The 19,390-nt window shown below is 70.1% G+C and carries 18 protein-coding genes and 2 pseudogenes; 12 read left to right on the plus strand and 8 right to left on the minus strand.

All coding sequences use genetic code 11. From position 1 onward, the window contains the following. Positions 1–2: 2 nt before the first annotated feature. Together ABZ128_RS11250 and ABZ128_RS11255 are read left to right on the plus strand one after the other, a co-directional pair. Entirely contained in the window at positions 3–1,175 is a 1,173-nt protein-coding gene (locus tag ABZ128_RS11250) for an amidase domain-containing protein (RefSeq protein WP_356847614.1), read from the plus strand. A gap of 42 nt (positions 1,176–1,217) precedes the next feature. Next, the gene (locus ABZ128_RS11255; protein WP_356847616.1) at positions 1,218–1,673 is read left to right on the plus strand and encodes a hypothetical protein; all 456 of its coding nucleotides are present in this window, start codon (positions 1,218–1,220) and stop codon (positions 1,671–1,673) included. A gap of 508 nt (positions 1,674–2,181) precedes the next feature. Here the strand turns inward: ABZ128_RS11255 and ABZ128_RS11260 are convergent. Then, entirely contained in the window at positions 2,182–2,532 is a 351-nt protein-coding gene (locus ABZ128_RS11260) for a hypothetical protein (RefSeq protein ID WP_356847617.1), read from the minus strand. Positions 2,533–2,817: 285 nt separating this feature from the next. Here ABZ128_RS11260 and ABZ128_RS11265 point away from each other — a divergent pair. Continuing rightward, a pseudogene (locus ABZ128_RS11265) lies at positions 2,818–2,979 on the plus strand (IS5/IS1182 family transposase); the annotation flags it as partial. 67 nt (positions 2,980–3,046) lie between these two features. On the opposite strand, the gene ABZ128_RS11270 reads toward ABZ128_RS11265, so the two are convergent. Beyond that, positions 3,047–5,386, minus strand: a complete 2,340-nt coding sequence (locus ABZ128_RS11270) for an MMPL family transporter (RefSeq protein WP_356847619.1) — start codon at positions 5,384–5,386, stop codon at positions 3,047–3,049. A 111-nt stretch (positions 5,387–5,497) separates the two neighbouring features. On the opposite strand from ABZ128_RS11270, the gene ABZ128_RS11275 reads away from it, so the two are divergent. From ABZ128_RS11275 to ABZ128_RS11300, 6 genes and pseudogenes are all read left to right on the plus strand, one after another. Further along, entirely contained in the window at positions 5,498–6,670 is a 1,173-nt protein-coding gene (locus ABZ128_RS11275; RefSeq protein WP_356847620.1) for a histidine kinase, read from the plus strand. Continuing rightward, positions 6,645–7,307 (plus strand): response regulator transcription factor, encoded by a 663-nt coding sequence (locus ABZ128_RS11280; protein WP_356847622.1) that lies wholly within the window; start codon positions 6,645–6,647, stop codon positions 7,305–7,307. Before ABZ128_RS11275 ends, ABZ128_RS11280 begins: the two co-directional genes overlap by 26 nt. Before the next feature lie 68 nt (positions 7,308–7,375). Further along, positions 7,376–7,694 (plus strand): annotated as a pseudogene (locus ABZ128_RS11285) (transposase); the annotation flags it as partial. Then, the gene (locus ABZ128_RS11290) at positions 7,677–7,808 is read left to right on the plus strand and encodes a hypothetical protein (RefSeq protein WP_356847672.1); all 132 of its coding nucleotides are present in this window, start codon (positions 7,677–7,679) and stop codon (positions 7,806–7,808) included. The pseudogene ABZ128_RS11285 and the gene ABZ128_RS11290, both read left to right, overlap by 18 nt. Positions 7,809–8,484: 676 nt before the next feature. After that, on the plus strand, positions 8,485–8,811 hold the full coding sequence (locus ABZ128_RS11295) for a WhiB family transcriptional regulator (protein WP_356847623.1): 327 nt from the start codon (positions 8,485–8,487) through the stop codon (positions 8,809–8,811). Between the two features lie 98 nt (positions 8,812–8,909). Further along, a complete protein-coding gene (locus ABZ128_RS11300) occupies positions 8,910–9,836 on the plus strand; it encodes an Imm49 family immunity protein (RefSeq protein WP_356847625.1) in 927 nt (308 codons plus the stop codon). 42 nt (positions 9,837–9,878) lie between these two features. On the opposite strand, the gene ABZ128_RS11305 is transcribed toward ABZ128_RS11300, so the two are convergent. Continuing rightward, positions 9,879–11,690 carry a hypothetical protein gene (locus ABZ128_RS11305; protein WP_356847668.1) on the minus strand — a complete coding sequence of 604 codons (1,812 nt, stop codon included), beginning with the start codon at positions 11,688–11,690 and terminating at the stop codon, positions 9,879–9,881. A 245-nt stretch (positions 11,691–11,935) separates the two neighbouring features. On the opposite strand from ABZ128_RS11305, the gene ABZ128_RS11310 reads away from it, so the two are divergent. Beyond that, positions 11,936–12,190, plus strand: a complete 255-nt coding sequence (locus tag ABZ128_RS11310) for a DUF6087 family protein (protein ID WP_356847627.1) — start codon at positions 11,936–11,938, stop codon at positions 12,188–12,190. Positions 12,191–12,297: 107 nt separating this feature from the next. On the opposite strand, the gene ABZ128_RS11315 is transcribed toward ABZ128_RS11310, so the two are convergent. Then, complete coding sequence (locus tag ABZ128_RS11315) at positions 12,298–12,966, minus strand: hypothetical protein (RefSeq protein ID WP_356847628.1); 669 nt, start codon at positions 12,964–12,966, stop codon at positions 12,298–12,300. Positions 12,967–13,518: 552 nt separating this feature from the next. Between ABZ128_RS11315 and ABZ128_RS11320 the strand changes: the two genes are divergently transcribed. After that, on the plus strand, positions 13,519–14,202 hold the full coding sequence (locus ABZ128_RS11320; protein ID WP_356847629.1) for a hypothetical protein: 684 nt from the start codon (positions 13,519–13,521) through the stop codon (positions 14,200–14,202). Positions 14,203–14,208: 6 nt separating this feature from the next. Here ABZ128_RS11320 and ABZ128_RS11325 read toward each other — a convergent pair whose 3' ends face one another. Further along, the gene (locus ABZ128_RS11325) at positions 14,209–14,430 is read right to left on the minus strand and encodes a helix-turn-helix transcriptional regulator (protein ID WP_356847631.1); all 222 of its coding nucleotides are present in this window, start codon (positions 14,428–14,430) and stop codon (positions 14,209–14,211) included. Between the two features lie 273 nt (positions 14,431–14,703). After that, positions 14,704–14,973, minus strand: a complete 270-nt coding sequence (locus ABZ128_RS11330; protein ID WP_356847633.1) for a DUF6233 domain-containing protein — start codon at positions 14,971–14,973, stop codon at positions 14,704–14,706. A 6-nt stretch (positions 14,974–14,979) separates the two neighbouring features. Between ABZ128_RS11330 and ABZ128_RS11335 the strand changes: the two genes are divergently transcribed. Beyond that, complete coding sequence (locus tag ABZ128_RS11335; RefSeq protein WP_356847635.1) at positions 14,980–15,270, plus strand: hypothetical protein; 291 nt, start codon at positions 14,980–14,982, stop codon at positions 15,268–15,270. A 2,274-nt stretch (positions 15,271–17,544) separates the two neighbouring features. Here the strand turns inward: ABZ128_RS11335 and ABZ128_RS11340 are convergent. Beyond that, a complete protein-coding gene (locus ABZ128_RS11340; protein WP_356847637.1) occupies positions 17,545–18,720 on the minus strand; it encodes a multidrug effflux MFS transporter in 1,176 nt (391 codons plus the stop codon). 3 nt (positions 18,721–18,723) lie between these two features. Further along, positions 18,724–19,368: an NAD(P)H-binding protein gene (locus tag ABZ128_RS11345; protein WP_356847639.1), complete on the minus strand. Its 645-nt coding sequence runs from the start codon at positions 19,366–19,368 to the stop codon at positions 18,724–18,726. Positions 19,369–19,390 lie beyond the last annotated feature (22 nt).

Consider the following 19,390-nt stretch of genomic DNA (forward strand, 5'->3'; position numbering starts at 1 on the left):
ACATGAACAAGATCGCTCGCCGATTACCGTACGCGTTGATCACGGCGACAGTCGTGGCGCTCACCGCGGCCGTACCGGCATCCGCCGCCGGGAGCGGGGCGTCCGCGGAAGCGGCGGAGCCCCGCCCGCTCGCCGGCAGCGAGGTCCGGGACCTGACCGGGGTCGCCCGCGCGTACCTGCAGCAGCGGGCCGACTCGGTCACCACGGCCGGAGCCCACCGCCTGGCCCCGGTCGTGCCCGACCGTGCCACACCGGAACTCCGGAACGGCCTCGCGACGGAGTTCGCCCAGCTCGCCGGGATGGGCCGCGTCTACGAGAAGGCCAGCGGCGGCTACTCCGGCGCCAAGGTGACGGTCACCGCGGGCACGGCGGAACACAAGGGCGGCAAGGCCACGCTCCGGCTGACAGAGAGCACGAGCCTCTTCTACCCGAACGTCCGCTCGGCGGACGAGCCCAAGGCCGAGGAGTACGTCCTCGACCACACGCTCACCTTCGCGCGCGACGAGGCCGGCAAGTGGGTGCTCGCCGAGGACCGCCCGGACCTCGGCGCGGGGGACGTCACCACGTACACCACCCCGCCGAAGACCGAGCAACCCGCGGAAGGCGCGAAAGACGAGGATCGACGCACGGCCTCTTCCGCCACCGGCCACGTGGCCGGACAGCGCACCGCGAACGACAAAACCGCCCTGGCCGCCGGGTACAACTACACGGCGATGGTCAACTATGCGAACCGCTACTGGAAGAACCCCAACGGCAGCTACCGCACCTACGGGAACGACTGCACCAACTTCGTCTCGCAGGCCATGAAGGCCGGTGGCTGGAAGCAGAAGGGCAGCGGGTACTTCGACCGCAAGGACAAGGACAAGTGGTACTACGGCGGCCACACCTGGACGACCAGCTACACCTGGGCGGGTGCGGAGAACTGGTACTGGTTCGCCACGAAGCACTCGCAACGCACCCGGATCCTGCCCAATGTCTGGCAGATGGGCCTGGGCGACGTGCTACAGGCGGACTGGGACCGTGACAACACCATCGACCACACGATGATCGTGACGGGCTTCTCGGGCACCGACGAGATCTACCTGACGTACCACACGAACAACACGCACAACCGCAAGCTCACCAACCTCCTCGCCGCGCGCCCGCACACGGCGTGGTACGCGCACCGCACCTGATCGTTCACCATCGTTCACCGGCTCGCCTTCCTCTGGAGCGACATGAAGACACCACTTCGCATCGTGTGCGCGACGGCGATCGCGGTCCTGTCCATGGCCGCGTGCGACAGCGACGGGGGCGGGGGTGGTGACCAGGGGAAGGCGAGAAACGAGCGCGACACCGCAGTCGCGTACGTGAAGGCGCTCAACGACCGGGATGCGCAGGCTCTGGCGGAACTCGGCCCGCCCGGGAACGCGGGGACGGAGGAGGAGGCGCAGAAGCTGGTCGCCGCGCAGGGCGGACGCAAGCTGCACGTGGACGACGTCCGGGTCAGTCACGAGTTCGGCCCGGACACGGCAGACGCCCAGGTCCGCGCGACGGACGACAAGGGCCGGCCCGTCAACGAGACGCTGACGCTAACCCGTAAGGGGAAGTCGTGGTACGTCGTCCTGGGCACGAACCCGGGCGGCACACCGAAGACACCGGCACAGACGTCACGGCCGTCGCCGACGGAGTAGGCGGAGCACAGATATGCGTACTCTTCGCGCTCGAATCGCCGCCCTTGCGGCGTCGGGCGCCCTCGCCACCGGCGGACTGACACTGACCGGTGCGCCCGCAGCCCACGCCGGCGAAGCGTCGTGCGTGGCGCATCTTCGCCCGGTGCGTCGCACCCCCTAACGGCCGCGCAGGGTCACGTCCGTAAGGTCCGCCCTCAGAGGAGGGCGGACCTTACGGGGTGGTGTGGGGGTTCACGTCATGGCCTGGTTCGTTTTGTGGCGGCAGTCTGCCGTGGGCGCGGGGATCGGCGTTGCTTGCCGGAGACCACCTCACTATCGATGTCCTGCGGTACCCGAACTCAGCTTCCACTCGGACGGTCCTAATGGTTCACCCCCGTCCAGGGCAAGCGGATTACGGCAGGGCCCGAGGCCGGTCATGGAACAGCCCTTTCCCTGGACCGGCCACGGGCGGTGAGTCGCGGTGTCGGGCTCGGCTGCGGTGATCCCGGCCGCGGCCCGCGCGCCGTACTCAGGTGTTGTCCCACACCACGACGTCGAAGGTGCCCCGCACATCGAAGGCCTGCCCGGCCAACTGCTTGACGGCCAGCCGGACCACTCTGCCCTGGTTCGTCGTGCCGTACACGACCATGCCGGTCTTCATCTCGATGTCTTTGGCGGTGGCCTGCGTCTTCGTGACACCCGCACAGTCCGAGTACGAGGGGACCGTGCCGGAGTTCTCCCACGCGAGCGCCTTCGCGCCGTGCTCGGGACGCAGCATGCGGCCGCTGAGCTGGAAGACCGTGAAGTCGTTCTCCTGGTTGATCTCGGACCGCGAGGGCGGCGTGGAGTCGAGATCCTTGTCCTCGGCGTAGGCAATCACCAGGGCGCCCTCCCCCCGCACCGTGTCGGCGGCTTTCGGGGACGGCGCCTGAGACGGTGCGGCCGCCGAATGATCCGCAACGAGAACTCTGCACGCTGATGCCTTGGGCTAGAGCCCGTCAGCGAACGGTTCAGTGGTGCGGCTGCCCGGTACTGGCTTGTTGTGCTGGTCAGAGGGACGCGCCGTCTGCGCTGCCACTGTCATGGATGTGAGCGACCGGGGCTGTCCGCTGTCGTCGAGTGAGGAATGTGCTGGTCACGTACTGACACGAAAGCGAGAGATCGCATCTACAAGGAGCGAAACACCGTCGAGCGCCTGATCAACAAGCGCAAAGCATGGCGAGGCATCGCCACCCGATACGACAAGACTGCCGACAGCTACGTCGCCAGTTTCCACGTGCGCGCCTCGATGATCTGGATCAAAGACCTCACCAGGACCACCCGATGATCACGACTCGCTATGCTCCTGGGTGACGCGCTGAGGTGCCGGACGCCAAGGGCGGGCAGGAGCTGAGTCAACGGTCGCCCAGCCTTGGACGAGGGGTCTCACCCGTGGATTCCGCGTCCGCGTCGGTGCCGTCGGTGCCGACCGGGCCGCGGGGAAGGATCCGGTCCAGCCACCTCGGCAGCCACCAGTTGGTCCGGCCGAGGAGTGTCATGGTCGCCGGTACGAGCACCATGCGTACGACCGTGGCGTCGATGAAGATCGCGGTGGCCAGGCCGAGCCCGAACATTTTGGCGGAGGGGTCCTCGGCGACGGCGAAGGACAGGAAGACCGCCACCATGATGAGGGCGGCCGAGGTGATGATCCGGGCGGTGCGCGAGACGCCCTCAACGATCGCCGTGCCGTTGTCGCCGCTGCGCAGGTACTCCTCGCGTACGCGGGAGAGGAGGAACACCTCGTAGTCCATCGACAGGCCGAACAGGATGGCGAAGAGGAACATCGGGATGAACGACACGATCGGAACCGTTGCTTCCAGCCCGATGAGTGCGCCTCCCCAGCCCCACTGGAAGACCGCGACCATGATGCCGTAGGCCGCGCCGATGCTCAGCAAATTCAGCAGTACCGCCTTCAGCGGTACGAGTAGCGAGCGGAAGACCAGCATCAACAGCAGGAACGACATCGCCAGCACCGCGGCGACGAACACCGGCAGGCGTTGGCTGGTGCGTCGGCCCACATCGGACAGGCTCGCGGCGGCGCCGCCGACGTGGGCCCTGGCCGGGCCGTGCCCGATCGCCGTGGGCAGCACGTCGGTGCGCAGCCGGGCGATGGTGTCGGCCGTGGCCTTGTCCTGGGGGCTGGTGGTCGGGAACACCACGAGGGTCGCGATGCCGGTGGCCCGATCGATGTGCGTCGGCGCGACGGATGCGATGCCCGGATCCGCCGCGACCGCCCCGACGAGTCGGTCCAGCACTCCCGGATCGCCGGTGGGGTCCGTGGCGATGACGAGGGGACCGTTGGTGCCGGGGCCGAATCCCTCGGCGACGAGGTCGTACGCGCGGCGCTCGGTCCGGCTCTGAGGCAGTGAGCCGTCATCGGGCAGGCCGACGTGCAGTCCGAGCACGGGCAGCGTCGCCGTCAGCAGCAGCCCCGCCGCGCCGACCGCGTACGGCACCGGGTGCCGGCTGACGTGCCCGATCCAGCGACGCCATCCGGCGGCGTGGGCGGCGCCTGCTGCCGGGTCCCGCCGCCGTGCGAGTCGGCCCAGCTCCCTGGTCTGCAGAGCCCGGCCGATGCGGCCGGCCCGGGCCAGGCGCGGGCCCGCCGCGCCGAGGAAGGCCGGCAGCAGCGTCACCGACGCGAGCACCATCGTCAGGACGACGATCGAGACGGCAACCCCGCCCACCGTCATGAACGGCACGTTCGCGACCGCCAGGCCGAGGATCGACACGACGACGGTGCCGCCGGCGAAGACCACCGGCCGCCCCGCCGTTGCCACCGCTCGTCCGGCCGCCGCCTGCGGATCGAGCCCGCGCGCGAGGTACTCCCGGTGCCTGGCGAGCACGAACAGCGCGTAGTCGATGCCCACTCCGAGCCCGACCATGCTGCCCAGGACCGGCGCGAAGGTGGGGACGTCCGTCACCCCCGCCAGTACCGTCATCGTGGCGACCCCGACGGTCAGTCCGAAGACCGCCATGCCGATCGGCAGCGCGGCGGCGACGAGCGAACCGAACGCCAGGAACAGGATCGCGGCCGCGGCGAGGAGGCCGATCAACTCGCTCGCACCGCCGTCGGGGTCGGAGAAGGCGTAGAAGAGGCTCCCGCCCATCTCGATGCGCAGGGGCAGTTCGGTGCGCAGCCGGTCGCCGAGATCGAGGAGGGCGTCGAGGTCCTCGGCCGACAGCCGGCTCTGGTCGGGGTACTGCACCCGGACGACTGCGATCCGCCCGTCGGCCGAAACGAGGCCGCCGCGCACGGCGGTGTCCCCGCCCATGTCGAGCGCCCCCGCCGGGTCGCTCGTGCCGAGCACGTGCGGCAGCCGCTTCACCTCGGCCCGCAGCCGCGTGAGAGCGGTGCGCGCGCCGTCGTCGTCGAAGAACGTCGCACCGTCGTCGAGGGGGGTGACGACCACTTGGGCGGTCATGCCCTCCTGGCCGGTGCCTGCCCGCTCGATCAGTTCCGCGGCCCGCTGGGAGTCCAGTCCCGGAGCGGTCATCGAGTCCGCGGTCCGCCCGCCGCAGGCGACGGCGGCGAGGACGACGAGCGCGGCGGCGATCAGCCATGCCGCGATCACCCGCCAGGGATGGCGGGCGGCGCTTGCGCCCAAGCGCAACAGGGCTTTCGAGAGCATCGGTTCCTCCAACACCTCGTCGGTCGTCCTTGTACGGCCGACGATGCCGAGGGTCGTCGCCACGGCGCTCCGCGGCATCGGCCCGCGGGCCGCGGATCCGTCGACCCCGGGGCGGAGTGACGACCCGTACTTTCGGCCGATGCGCGGCACGCCGCGGCCCCTAGGCTGAGAACCGTGCTCCAGGACGACCTGCGAACCCTGTGGACCGAACCCCGGCCGCCCGACGCGCCCGCCCGCGTGTGGCGGGACTGGGCGCTGCTCGCCGCGGGCCTTGCCGGTGTGGCGCTGGAGGCCACCCTGCGCGAGAACGTCGTGTGGCGGCCGGTGGCGGTGGTGTTCGCCGTATGGCTGTGCCTGTTGCCCCTGTGGCGCCGGACCCGCCCGCTGGCGATGGTGACGCTGGCGTTCGGCTCGGTGAGCCTGCTTCCGGTGGCCTCGCTCGTCGCCGCACCGCGCGAGCCCGTCGGCCTGTACACCGGCGCGGTCGTGCTCGTGCTGGTGTACGCGCTGCCCCGGTGGGGATCGGGCCGCGAGATCGTGCTGGGCGGCGCGGTGATCCTCGCGGTCGGCGCGCTGTGTGTCGTCACGGACGAGACCCCGGTCGTCGAAAAGGTCATGGGCCTCGTCTTCCTGCTGCTGCCCGGCGTGGTCGGGGCCGCCGTGCGGTTCCGGGTGACCGCTCAGGAGCGGCAGTTGGAGCAGGTGCGCTCCCGCGAGCGCGAGCAGCTCGCCCGGGAACTGCACGACACGGTGGCCCACCACGTGTCGGCCATGGTGATCATCGCCCAGGCGGGCCGGGTGCTCGCGGGCACCGACCCGTCCGCCGCCGTCGAGGCGCTGGAGGGGGTCGAGGAGGAAGGGGCGCGCACGCTGGAGGAAATGCGCGCCATGGTCGCCGCGCTGCGCGACCGCGGGGTCGGCGCCGAGCTGGCTCCCCCTGCCGGAGTCGCGGATCTGGAGCGCCTGGTGCGCACCCCGGGTGGTCGCCTCAGGGTCGACCTGGGGCTCGACGGCGAAGTGGACGCACTGCCTCCGGCCGTGGACGCGGCCGTCTACCGGATCGTGCAGGAGTCGGTGACCAACGCGCTGCGCCATGCGGTCGACGCGACCGAGCTCGTCGTTCGGGTCGCCGCGGAACGGCACACGGTACGGGTGAGCGTGCGCGACGACGGCCGGCGCACCGGCCGGGGTCGCGACGGATACGGACTTACCGGACTGCGCGAGCGCGCGACCCTGCTCGGCGGCACACTACGAGCCGGCCCGGGTACCGACCGGGGCTGGCATGTAGAAGCCGAACTGCCGAGAGCGAGGAGCGAGAGCGGTGTCCATTCGCGTCCTCGTCGCTGACGACCAGACGATCATCCGCACCGGGTTGCGGATCATGCTGAACGCCCAGCCCGGCATCGAGGTGGTCGGCGAGGCCGCCGACGGATACGAAGCGGTACGTCTGGCCCGCGAACTGCGCCCCGACGTCTGCCTGTTCGACATCCGTATGCCCGTGCTCGACGGGCTCGAGGCCACCCGGCTGGTCGCCGGCCCGGGCGTCGCCGACCCGCTGACCGTGGTCGTCATCACCACGTTCGACCTCGACGAGTACGTCTACGGCTCACTGCGTGCGGGCGCCCGCGGATTCCTCCTCAAGGACACGGGACCAGACCTTCTGGCCCAGGCCGTACGCTCGGCGTCCGACGGTGAGGCGCTCATCGCGCCCAGCGTCACCGTCCGTCTGCTCCAGGCATTCGCGGACCTGCCCGCCGGCCGGCCCGTGGCCCAGCCGGTCGCCCCCGTCACCGCCCGCGAGGAGCAGGTGCTCCTCGCCGTCGCTCGCGGGCTGACCAACACCGAGATCGCCGATGCACTGCACATCAGCCTCAGCACGGTGAAGACGCATCTGGCCAGCCTGATGGCCAAACTCGGCGCCCGCAACCGGGTCGAGATCGCGATGTGGGCTTACGAAACGCGCCGTATCCTCCCCGGAACCTAAGCCGGGTGCCGGGCCATGTCCCATGAGTCCCCGCCCAGACATCAGTGCACCGTTTTCCCGTACCTGCCCAGCAAAGCCGCTGGAGCAAGCGCCTGCGCCGAGCATCCGACCTGGTCAGGCGGGTTCTACGAGAGCTGGCCACCGACACCGCCCTGTGGGGCGATGACGTGTGGATCGTGGACTCCACACCGGTGGAGTGTGGGCGCTCCCGCGAGACCGCGAAACGTTCCGACCTGGCCGGATGGGCCGAGTACGGCTACTGCGCCAGCCACTCACGGTTCTTCTGGGGACTGCCTCCACCTGGCCTGCACCCTGCACGGCCTGCCCATCGCGTTCGCGCTGACCGGCGCCAAAGCCGCCGAACGCGAGGTGCTGCTCGACATCCTCGCCGTCGATCCCGGTCGTGCGGCACCGACTCTGCTGGCCGACCGCACCGGAGCGTCCCGACGCGCGTTCCAGAAGGCCGAGGCAGCCCTGGCCGATCGAACTCACGGCATCTGAGGCGAGGCCAGCTGGCTCGCCGGCGAAACCTGGACGGACCACGAGCGACGCTGGGAGGACGAGCGCCAGCCCCTCACCTACGAGTCCACCTGGCGCAAGGCAGCCTCGCTCCCCAGCGGCCGGCTGCGCCGCCTCGGCCTCCTCCACACCGTCGCCGTCCCCCAGGTCGTCACCGGCCACGAGGCCCGGCTGGGGGAGTGGTGGATCCTGGAACTGGACCACGCTTCCGACACTGGCCTGCGCCGCGCCGAGCTGGTCCAGGCCCTCACCGACCCGGAGCACGGTCTGCCGCTGGAACTGCGGGGGCACCGTGATCTGATTCCCGGCGAGGGTCTCGGCCTCGTCCTTCTGAAGTCCCCGGACGGCTCCGCCGCCGTCCAACTGCGCTACGACCGCTTCGACTACCCGGTCAAGGAAGAACGGGCGGAGATGTTCGCGGCGATCCGGCGACGGATCAGCGCTCTGACGGGCGAGGCGCTGCTGCCGCCGGTGCCCGGCTGCTCGGGCACCGGTTGAGCAAAGTCATGAAACGGCACGGCCGTTTTCGGCACCCCTTACCCGAAAGGGGCGCCGAAATACGGCGATCCCCCGCACTCCGCACGTTTGCCGTACCGTTTTCGGACTGTGTCCGCCCAGGGGAGGGGGCGGGCAGGACCGGGGAGAGGATGGCGACGGGGTGGGCGGGGACGAATCGGAGACGTGGGGAGAGCGAGCGGTTTGCCGGACCGGAGACCCGGACGAGCTGTTCGTCGAGGGCGCGGCCCAGAACAGGGCCAAGGCTGTCTGTACCGGCTGCCCGGTGCGCACCGAATGCCTCGCACACGCCCTCGACAACCGGATCGAACACGGCGTTTGGGGCGGCATGACTGAGCGGGGAGGGCGGTCCCTTTTGCGGCGCCGGCCACTGGTCACCTCCTCGCGCCGTCTGCTCGAAGCGGCCCGATCAGAACATCAGCGCACCGTCCGGTCCGACGACAAGCAACCCTGGAGCGCCACAGGGTGATTCGGCACCCCCACGAAGTCTTGGAGCTCGCGCCGCCAGCGGTCGCCGGACGGAAAGCGTGGAGCGGCGCTGTCGGTGGCGCCTGGCAGGATGCACGGATGGAGATCAACCACGCGCTACGCCATCCCGTGAACCAGCAGCGCTTGGACCAGGCCCTCGGCGACAAGGCGGACCGTGTCCAGGAGCGTTTTGAGGATGTCTATCAGCGTGGCTATCCGATGCGCGTGATGCTCGAGGAACTCGGCCACGAGCTGCTCGACCACGTCGCAGCGTGCACCATTCAGGACTCCGACCTGGATGACGAGCGCACTCGCCTCGCCCTGCTCACCGCTGCTGAGTGCCGCCTGGGCGTGCTGGACCTCGGCTGCACTCCCGGAGGCGACTGGGAGATCCCCTTGCCTCTCACCAGGACGCGTTTGACCAGCGAAGAGCTGGACTACGACGAGATGCACGACGCGACCGATACGGTCACCGCCCGCACCTGGATCGACGCCTTCGATATCTGCGTCGCCAGCGGTCTTGTGCAGGACTGGGAACGGGCGATCGGTCTGGTACTGCGCAGCGACTTCGCACCGGCCCTCCACAACAGCCTGCCCCACGCTGGCCGGGACTCCGTCTCAGAACCGGACGACCTCGCATATATGGACGCCTTGTGCGTCTACCTGACCCCGGCCAGGGGTCACTTGCCCCGCGACTGGCCGCAGGTGACGCTGACGAAGCCTTCGGCGGACGAGCGCCTGGACGCTGCCCTCGCCCTGGACGCCGCCCACGCGGTCAGTCCCGACCAACGCCTGCTGCGTGTTCTGCTCGCCGATGATCAGATCGCCTTCGAGAGGGCCTTGGACGAACGACTGCAGCAGCACCGTGCTGGCGTCGGTGAGAATCCAGCCCCCGGAACTCTGCTTCCCCTCGGCGCGATCGCCTTGGCCGCACTCGCCGTACAGGTTCATGGATGGGACCTGCAGACCAGGTCCGCCTACCTTCCGACGTCACTCCTGAAGCCACCTGCCCCTGCCGGCTCCTGACCGAGAGACGCCGAGCAGAACGGTCGTTGCCCGGCCGCCGAGCTACAGCAGATCCACCTCCGCGTCGACGTACCCGAACTCGCGGGCCATGTGCGCCAGCGCCTCCCGCAGCATGCTCTGGCGCTCCGCCCGGCCCATCGCCGGCGCGGCGGTGATCGTGACGGCCATCCGCGACCTGGTCCCGCCGTCGTCCGTGCTGAGCGACGCCAGGTCGACGAGCGAGTCCAGCTCTGGCAGGACGCCGTTGTCGGCTGGCTGTTCGCACGTCATCCGCAGTTCGGTGGTGGGCGGGGCAGCCCACGACAGCCCGGCCGGGTCACCGACGAGGTCCGGCAGCAGCTCGGCAGCCGTCTCCCACGTGCTCAGCACCACGGCCTGGACCTCGTCGAAGCCCAACCGCGTGTCCCAGCCGGGGCCAACAGCCGCCGCCCAGGCCTCTGGGTTCTCGACCAGAACGTCCGCGCAGGCGACCACGGTGGACTCCATCGTGGTGGGCAGGGCAAGCATGACGGAGGCCTTCACGGCCGGGGTCCCGTCAGGCCCGGCGATCGTGCACGTATAGCTGGCAGACCGGCTCGAGTTGCTAAAGGGCCCGCGCTCCCAGCGAGCGGCAGACAGCTCCGCGCCCCGACGGCGGGACAGGAGCGTCACCGCGCCGGCCACCGCACTGTGTGGAAGCAACTGCGCGAGCTGCGTGCGCCGGGACTTGTTGATCTCCAGTGTGCTCGCCTCGGCCCAGGGCAGGTTCACCAGCGCCCGAAGGCGAAGCGCCGGCGCCTGACCGGCGGTCCCGATCTCGGCCGAGCGGCCCTGGTTCAGGCTGAAGCGGGGGAGCGGCTGCCACCGCCACACATCACGCCCCGAGCACGTCAAGAAGCCCGGACCCCACGATCCGCCGTCGAGGTCCACGCGCCGGGCGCTGGCCGGGACCACCCACGGGGCGTCCGTGCCCGCGGGCGGGTGGGGGAAGCCGACGGCCGCGAGCGGATCCTGACCGCCAGGCGCCCGTCGGCCAGTTTCCACGATCGCCTGCCAGACCGGCTCGGAGACAACCACCGCTGGGAGCCCGGGCACCAGGCACAACACCCAGCCCGGCTCGCCATCGACTCTGCTTCGCAGATCCTGCAGCGCCGCCGTTCCCTGCGCCCAGGCCTCCCCCGCGGGATGTCCCAGCCCGGAGTCGGCTAGCTTCTCGTAGGCCGCCCTCATCTCCCGCTCACGGTCGGGCAGGCCTTGGCCGACCCGCAGCCCAGAGCCGGGTCCGGCTTCGGACACGGCCTGCCGTACGAGGTCGGCGAGAGCCTGGGCAGTGGGTACGCCGGAGGCCCGGACGCCGGCGGAGAGCAGTTGCACGAGTTCGGCCCGGGGCAGCCAGTGCGTGCTGTCGCCGTCCCGCATCGGCACCGCGATCGTGTCCTCGCGCGGGGCACCGGGTCTCCCGATCGGGGCCGGTACGGCGAAGAGTGCATGATCGGTCTGCGCGGGGACGTCGATGAAGAGCACCACTTCCCCATCCGCTCCCGACCAGCCGACGCGCACGCCGCGGGGAGCCGGGGAGACCCGCTGACGGATCAGCCTTCGGATCTGGTCGACGTTCACTGCGGCCGGGTCGGGGCCGACGACGTGGTCCAGGACCTCTTCGTCATGCTCGAGACGGGTGGCGATGCCGACGACGATGACCCCGCCGCCCCCGTCGGCGAAAGCGGCGACGTCCTTGCTGAGCTCCTCGACTGCCTTGGGGTCCGCCAGCTGGTACGGGGCCGCCTTCGCGTCGAGCCACTGCGTCTCGCGTATCCCGAGCAGGGAGCCCGGCTCCTGGGCGTCCAGCGCGGCCAGCGCGCTCTTGAGATCCATCACCACCTCGGCAGTATTCACTGCCGCACGCGGCGAGCCACCGGATTTCGAAGTTCCCGCCTCCGCCCGGCCGCTGATCGGTCGACGGCATCTCTCACGAAGAAGTTCGCGCCCCCGTGAGGAGCGGCATCACGCGATCGGGGGACACAGTGGCCAACGAGCGGACACCTCCGCGACGATATCCAGATGCAGGATGAAGAGTCGCTGGAGGAGTGGGCCCGCCGACGCGCCGCGCGTCAGGCGGCTTGAAGGGCAGACTGCGCGCCGTACCGCTGGGCGACGGCCCTCACCGCGGAGCCCACGTCGCCCCTGGTGCTCCCCGGGCGATCGAGGAATGGAGCGGAACGGAGTGGCAGCTGGTCGGAGTGGTCGAAAACCTGGCAGCCGCCCAGGCCCTGCTGTATCCGCCGCCGCCCGTGCAGGACAAGCCTGCCGAGTGGGATCGTCCGTCGACCGCGCTGCGTGAGGGCCCGGGCCGGCACCGCAAACCAACGCCGTAGGACACGGAGCGGTAGCTCCCTACGGCACGGAGCCCCCGTAGGACCGCGCCCGACCCCAGTCACAGGAGATACCGAACCCGTGAAGCAGCGCGTCCGCGCCATCCTGATTACCGCGAACAACACGACGCTCCTGCCAGGAGGCGACTAGAGAAATCCGTGGAACGCACACGAGGCTCGTCGAGAGGCGACAGCTTCTCGCCGAAGTCGAAGGGCGACCATCTGATCGACCCTTCACCACGGCGGTAGTGGGTGAGCAGCGCTTCGAAGGCCAGGGAGAGACCAGCCATGGCCTGGACGTAGTCGCCAATGTCCGCATGCGTCTGGGCGTCATGGAGCAGCTGCTTGACCTCAGGCTGGGACAGCAGGTCGACCATGTGCACGGAGTCGAGCTTGATGCCAAAGATTCTGGGGGTCGCCGTGGCGAAGAAGTCACCGACGGCCTCGCGGGCCTGCTCGATCTGGTGGGAAGACGGGAAGGTCCCGTTGTGCTTGAGAGCGACACGGACGTCGTTGAGACGCTTCATCTGCTCCTTCTTGGGGAGCTCGTGAACCGGCTTGATCGCCTCCCAATAGCCGAGGAACTCCGTGTTCTTACTCAGTTCCACGCCCAAGTGCTGTGCGGCAAGTCCCATGAAGTTTTCCACCGCGTCGTGGAAGGACGTGATGGCCCGGGATCGCAGCGGCGGTGGCTGTCTGCTCTGCTCGGCTCCTTCGCGGTACAGGTACCGGACGTATGCGAGTCGGCTGACTATCGACGGGTCAAGCGGCAGTGCCATTGCAACTCCACGTGGTGGACATGTGCTTTGTGAGATAGTGACGCTGCTCGACGTCGGGGCGCATCAAGATCTCCGCTTGGCGTGCAGCGACCTGAGGACCGTCCAGTACTCGGTTGGCCTGTCGGTCTCATAGGTCAGCATCTCCTCGAGGCGGGGCACGACCCCCATCACGCATACAGATCGTGTAGAGCGGCTCGACCCGCTCCGGCGTCAGCGATGCGACCCGGCGGCGCTGGTTGTCCACCCATGTCCCGAGCTTCAGCCAGGGTGGTGGCAATCAAGAGGGGGACGAGGCGCAGCACTGAGATGGAGCCTGCCCCCCAGGCGGCGAGGGCCCGACCGCTCGGCGGCCCTGGTTGACCGCCGACACCCGGGTTCGGCAGGCAGCCTGGGTGTGCTTGTGCGACGGTGCGCCGTTGACCCAACAGCGGGTGCCGTTGGCGTTCCGTTGGGAGATCCGTGGTGCATGCTCCACGGGGAGGAGGCAGGCTCGGTTTGCCGGCGGCCTCGGTCCGGTTCCGGGAGGGCGCAGCGGTGGCAAGGGGAGGCGTCGTGGCGGCGGAGTGGGACTGGACGACGGCGGAGTTCGGTGACGCGCACGCAGGCGCGGTAGGGGTGCTCCTGGCCGATGGCAGTGAGCCGGGTCCGGTGTATTTCGATATCGGCAGCGGCTCCCACGTCCCTTCCTCGACGCACTGGTCTGTCTACGACGGGCACTTCGGCCGCCCGCTGGCGGCAGCCCTGCGCGCGGCATGCGCGTGCGGGTGGCGCGCCCCGGCCGAGTACCCGCTGGACTGGGAGAAGATCGGCGAGCAGCGCTTGCACGAGGCGGACATCGATCTGACGGGTCCGCTCGCGGACTGGACCGCACACCTGTCCGTCATCCGCCACACCACCGCGCCGTTGCCCGAATCCCTCGCGGCGCTTCTGGTCCAGCTCGCCGACCAGCTGCAGTCCACCGCCACCGACAGCCCGCTCGCCGCGCTGAGGGCCCTGGGCGTTCTTGAGCGCCCTACCGCGCGGGCGGGGCAGGAGGCGGCCGGGCGGTGCGTGGCAGCGCGGTACCGGTGGAGGAGGTGGCGGCCGCGCTGGGCACGAGTCCGTCCGCGGTCCGCAGTCTCTTCATCCGTTACGGCAGTCTCTGATCCCGGCGTCGGCGTTCGGGACTCCGGTTTCGGGGTCGTCTGGCATGCGCTTTTGCGGGTGGGCGCGGTGAAGCGGGGCGTCGTGGGATGACGGGTGTCAGATTCCCATGGTGATGGCGAGGCGGGTGAGGTCGGCGGTGGTGTGGGCGTTGAGCTTGGCGCGGATGCGGCGGAGGTAGGCGTCGACGGTGTGCTTGGAGAGTCCCATGTGGCGGGCGGTCTGGAGGTAGGTGCGGCCGGCGGCGATGTGGCGCAGGGCTTCCTCCTCGCGGGGGGCCAGGGAGGCTGCGGCGTGCGGCTCGGTGAGGGTGAGGCTCATGGGATTTCCTCCGCCGGATCGGCTGGGTCATCACTGCTCGCAACCTCGGAAGCAGTAGGGGAAAATGCCCCTTTTGTCTCTTGTTGGATCGTCCAGCCGGACGGTGTCGGGGTCCAGGCCGGCCCGCCGCAGGAACTCGAACAGGTCGGCGTGGGCCGAGGGTACGGCCGAGGATTTCGCCGTCGCAGCGGATGCGGCGCCCGCCCTGGGCGTCAGGCGGATAGACGACCACGCGGGGGGCAGGGCTCATCCCTTCACCCTGCCGGTGCCCGGTCACTCGAGCACTCCGAGAGCGGTGTCGGACCGGCAGTGGATACAAGCGGGTACGCCCAGGGTCAGCAGCCGGCGTATCTGCTCGGGGTCGGCGGGGGTGCAGCGGTTGCCGGTGTCCCAGCAGTCCCCGGTGTGCACGCGGGCGGGAAGCCGGCTGACGCCGATCCCGCGTTCTACCACCCATTCCGGGGGCTGCGGCGGGGTTGTGGCGGCCTCGCGCTCCTCGGCGGCGGCCAGGGCCTGCTCCGTGCGGCTGAGTTCGCCGCGCATCCCCCAGTGGCCCTGAACCCGCCCTTCGAGCCGATGCTCGCCCAGGCCGCCGAGTACGTCCCCGGCTCCGGCGTCCTGGCGAGCGGCTTCGCGGCAGAGCAGAGGTTCGACGGCCACCGGACGATCCTCTTCACCCCCGCCGGCCCGGGCGGCCGACTGCTTCTACAAACCCGGCGCGGCTCCCTGGTCCAAGACCGGTTCCCCGACCTGGCCGCCGCCGAGCAGCTCCCGCCCGGTCTGGTCCTCGACGGCGAGCTCGTGGTCTGGGACACCAGGCGTCGGCGGCGCTCGGCGTAGGGAGGGTCAGCAGCTCGATGCCGTCAATCTGCAGGGCGTCGAAGGCGATGAAGAACGCCGGGTTCTTCGTGGCGAGCTCCAGCGGCCGCCGTACACCAATGGGTCCGTGACCTACGTGGTCGCTCAGATGCCCTAGGTAACTCGGCGCGCCTGTCAAGTCCCGTGATGTTGCGGCATGACCGGCGGCGCGGGCAGAGGGTTTGCTGGATACCTCGATGCACGTTTCTCACTGAAAGGGAGAACTCTCATGGCTCGCACTTCTCGGAGGCAGCGTCTTTCGCTGTTTGTCATGTCGGGGGCTCTGGTCGGAGGAGGCGTGCTGCTACCGACCAGTGCATTCGCCGCTCCGGCGCTACCCCATGCCAAGGAAACTGTGGTGAGTCACGTCGACCATGACGGTGGGCATGACAAGCACAAGCATAAGAAGGGGCGGCAGGGGCCTCGGGACGTGGAGAACATGCCGGGCTGCAAGTACTACAAGGGAAAGGTCTACTGCGAGCTCAAGCCGCCCCCGAAGCCGGCTCCGCTCCCGCCGCCGCCCGGGATACCGCGGGGTCCGATCGTGCTGCCGCCCTGCCCGCCTCCCGGGCCCTGCATCGCGGTCTGACGAAGGCGCTGGCGCTGGTTGACGGAACTGGGCCGGCCACCCCCTGGGGTGGCCGGCCCCGCTGGGGGCGGAGCTGCCGTGCTCATGGGCCTGACCCAGCCGGTGCACGGCTACTCAAGCACGCCGAGGGTGACGTCGGGCTGCCAGTGGGGGCAGGCGGGTACTAGGGCTCGGCGTGCCTCCTCGCAGGGCCCCAGCAGTCCCCTGCGTGGACCCGGACCAGGAGCCGGCCCGAGCCGATGCCCCGGTCGAGCATCCATGCTGGCGGCCCAGACAGCGGCCACCGCGGCGAGGGCTTCACGTGCCTCCGCGGTGCTCAGCGCCCTTCGGCCGCCCCAGCGCGGCCCGTAGGCGCGGCAATCAATCAGGAGGCGACTCAGACACGTGTTCTATTCTATGTCCGAAGCCAAGCGCAGACCCAGCAGGAAGGACCCCCTGTGGCACACCCGCCGCACCGCGTCCCGTGCGCGTGACTGGGCGCCTTCCCCGACCAGGCCCTGCGCCCGCTGCCACCAGCCCTGCTGAAGGTACGGACCCGGAGCCAACCCGCTCTTTCATGAGTGCCGCGCCCGGCTCTTGGAAATCACAGCGGAGCCGTCCCACCCTGGAGCGTGACGCGGCCGGGCCTTCTGGCCGTATCCACAAGCCGTACGCGCCTGGCTAGGGGCTGTGGGGGCCAGGCCCGCAGCGAGGGTGAAGGAGGCCGTCCCCGAGCCGTTCTCACCCCGCCCTTCGAGCCGATGCTCGCACAGGCCGCCGAGTACGTCCCCGGCTCCGGCGTCCTGGCGAGCGGCTTCGCGGCAGAGCAGAAGTTCGACGGCCACCGGACGATCCTCTTCACCCCCGCCGGCCCGGGCGGCCGACTGCTCCTACAAACCCGGCGCGGCTCCCTGATCCAAGACCGGTTCCCCGACCTCGTCGCCGCGCCGAGCAGCTCCCGGACGGCCTGGTCCTCGACGGCGAGCTCGTGGTCTGGGACAACGCCACCGGCCGGCTGTCCTTCGAAGCCCTCCAGCGCCGGGCCGCCGCCCGCGGCCGCAACCCCTTCGAGCTCGCCACGAAGAACCCGGCGTTCTTCATCGCCTTCGACGCCCCTGCGGACCGACGGCATCGAGCTGCTGGCCCTGCCCTACGCCGAGCGCCGCCGACGCCTGGAAGCCTTGTTCGGACATCACGCCACCGCCTTCTGGCCTGTAGCGTGCCTGGAATGCCGCCACTCTCGCGTGTGCGAAGTGCGATAGCGTTGGTGCTTTCGAGTTGTACGCCTGAATTGGTGACGGCTCGTTCTCTGGCGGGCGCTGTGGCGTCAATCACAGGGACGTCACCGAGTGGCCCGGATGATCACTGTGTGAGACGTGTACTGAAGTGGGTTGGACTGCTGTATGACTCACCGTCGGAGCATTTTTGACGTGGTACATCGCGCGCGGCCACCAGGTCCGACCATCTGATTGCCGTCGTGTCCGCGTTCACCGGCTTGCTGGCTCTGCCGGCCGCGGTGCTCGCCGTGCTCCGCCACCGCAGCAGCGCCTCGGCCCCTGCCGAGCTGGACGACCTTGCCGACCAACTTGCTCAAGGTTTGCGCAAACAGTGGGAGGCAGAGGCGATCGATGTGCCGGCGCGGTCGCCGATGCCCGGCAGGTCCTTGGCGAGCCGGCCTGTGAGTGCGCTCACCGGGCGTCGACCGTGAGGACGCCGAGTGTGAGCAGAGCGAGCGCCGGCAACACGGCGACGATGATTCCCATCGGCAAGGCGTCGGTGGCGCCACCCGCGCCGGCCAGCGGAGCAAGTGCCCCGCCGAATATGAACTGGCTGAAGCCGAGCAGAGCGGCGGCCGACCCGGCGTGTCCGCCGTGGTCGGCCAGGGCCTGGGCCGCGGCGTTCGGCATGACGAGGCCCACGCTGGAGACCAGGACGAACAGGCCGATCAGGAGCGCGGGCAGGGGTGCCCGTGTCAGCACCGCGCCCAGGACCGTGGTGCCACCGGCTGTCGCGCCCAGCAGACCGGCGAGCAGCAGCACGCGGGCGCCGGCCCGGGCCACCAGCCGACCGCTGATCTGGGCGGCCGCAATGAGTCCTGCGGCGTTGACGGCGAACACGGCGCTGTACTGCTGCGGTGACAGGCCGTGGATTTTCTGCAGGACGAACGGCGACCCGGAGATGTAGGTGAACATCGCCGCGAAGATGAGGCCGTTGGCTAGGACGTACCCGGTGAAGACCCGGTCGCTGAGCAGTTGCCCGACGACAGCCAGCAGCGGCTGGCGTGACGCGGAGGACCGGGTCTCCGGCAGTCTTGCGGCGGAGGCCGCCAGCATCACGGCGCCGAGTACGGCAAGGCCCACGAAGATCCCCGGCCAGGCCGTGACGCGCAGTAGCTGGCCGCCGAGGACCGGCGCGAACACCGGCGCCAGGCCGGTGATCAAGGTCAGCGCGGAGAAGAGACGTGCGGTGCGGGTTCCGGAGGTGCGGTCGCGGACCATGGCGTTGGCGATGACGATGCCGAACGCCCCGCCGATGCCCTGGACCAGGCGGAGGCCAACGAAGGTCCAGACGTCGGGCGCCACCGCGCAGAGCGCGCTGGCGATCGTGTAGAGGGCGAGGCCCGCCAGCAACGGCCGCCGCCGGCCGTAGGTGTCGCTCAGCGGCCCGGCGACCAGCTGCCCGATGGCCAGCCCGGCCAGGCAGGCGGTGATGGTGAGCTGGGTGGCCGCGGCGCTGGCGCGCAGGTCGCCGGCGAGGTCCGGCAGTCCGGGCAGGTAGCCGTCGATGGACAGGGGTCCCAGGGCCACGAGCGCTGCGAGCAGGACGATGAATCGGGTTTGCCGGTCGGCGGCGTCGTTGCTCATGGCTCAGTACGCCACGGTGATGCGCCGGCGGATCGCGGTGCTGCTCTCGATCGTGTCGGCCAAGGCGATCGCGTAGTCGGCGTACGAGATGCGGCTGTTGCCGTCGTCGTCGGTGAGTAGGGTGTCCCCGGCGCTGCGGTAGGCCCCGGTCCGCTCGCCCGCTCCGAGGACTGCGGCGGGCGACACGTACGTCCAGTCGAGGTCGTGCACGCCGCGGTAGAGGTCGAGCGCTTCGGACTGGGCCTCGGCGTTGGCCTTCCACAGCGCGGGGAAGTCCGGGTCGTCCATGACCCGGGCGCCGGTCGGCGTGCGTAGGCTACCGGCACCGCCGATGGTGACCAGGCGGGTGACGCCGGCTCGGCGGAGTCCGTCGATCAGCGCACGGGCGGCACCGAGGATCGTGGCGCGGTCGTTCTCCCGGCCGATCCGGGGGCCGACGGCCGACAGTACGGCGTCGTGGGAGGCGGCGAGGCCGGCGACCGCGGTGGCGTCGGTGACGTCACCGGTGGTCACGGTCAGGGCCTTGTGCCCCAGTCCGTTGATGTGGCCGGCTCGGGTGACCGCGGTGACGGTGTGGCCGCGACGCAGTAGTTCCTCGGTGGTTGGCCGGCCGATGTTGCCGCTGGCACCGAACAGGACGATCTTCATGTGTTGCTCCTTGTTTCTGGTG

It is taken from the genome of Streptomyces sp. NPDC006326 (genome assembly GCF_040612915.1).
GTDB lineage: Bacteria > Actinomycetota > Actinomycetes > Streptomycetales > Streptomycetaceae > Streptomyces.

Excerpts from the sequence above, each read along its gene's own strand:
- ABZ128_RS11250 (WP_356847614.1), top strand. The coding sequence starts at position 3 with ATGAACAAGATCGCTCGCCGATTACCGTACGCGTTGATCACGGCGACA.
- ABZ128_RS11255 (WP_356847616.1), top strand. The coding sequence starts at position 1,218 with ATGAAGACACCACTTCGCATCGTGTGCGCGACGGCGATCGCGGTCCTG.
- ABZ128_RS11300 (WP_356847625.1), top strand. The coding sequence starts at position 8,910 with ATGGAGATCAACCACGCGCTACGCCATCCCGTGAACCAGCAGCGCTTG.
- ABZ128_RS11305 (WP_356847668.1), bottom strand. The coding sequence starts at position 11,690 with ATGGATCTCAAGAGCGCGCTGGCCGCGCTGGACGCCCAGGAGCCGGGC.
- ABZ128_RS11315 (WP_356847628.1), bottom strand. The coding sequence starts at position 12,966 with ATGGCACTGCCGCTTGACCCGTCGATAGTCAGCCGACTCGCATACGTC.
- ABZ128_RS11325 (WP_356847631.1), bottom strand. The coding sequence starts at position 14,430 with ATGAGCCTCACCCTCACCGAGCCGCACGCCGCAGCCTCCCTGGCCCCC.
- ABZ128_RS11330 (WP_356847633.1), bottom strand. The coding sequence starts at position 14,973 with ATGCGCGGCGAACTCAGCCGCACGGAGCAGGCCCTGGCCGCCGCCGAG.
- ABZ128_RS11340 (WP_356847637.1), bottom strand. The coding sequence starts at position 18,720 with ATGAGCAACGACGCCGCCGACCGGCAAACCCGATTCATCGTCCTGCTC.
- ABZ128_RS11345 (WP_356847639.1), bottom strand. The coding sequence starts at position 19,368 with ATGAAGATCGTCCTGTTCGGTGCCAGCGGCAACATCGGCCGGCCAACC.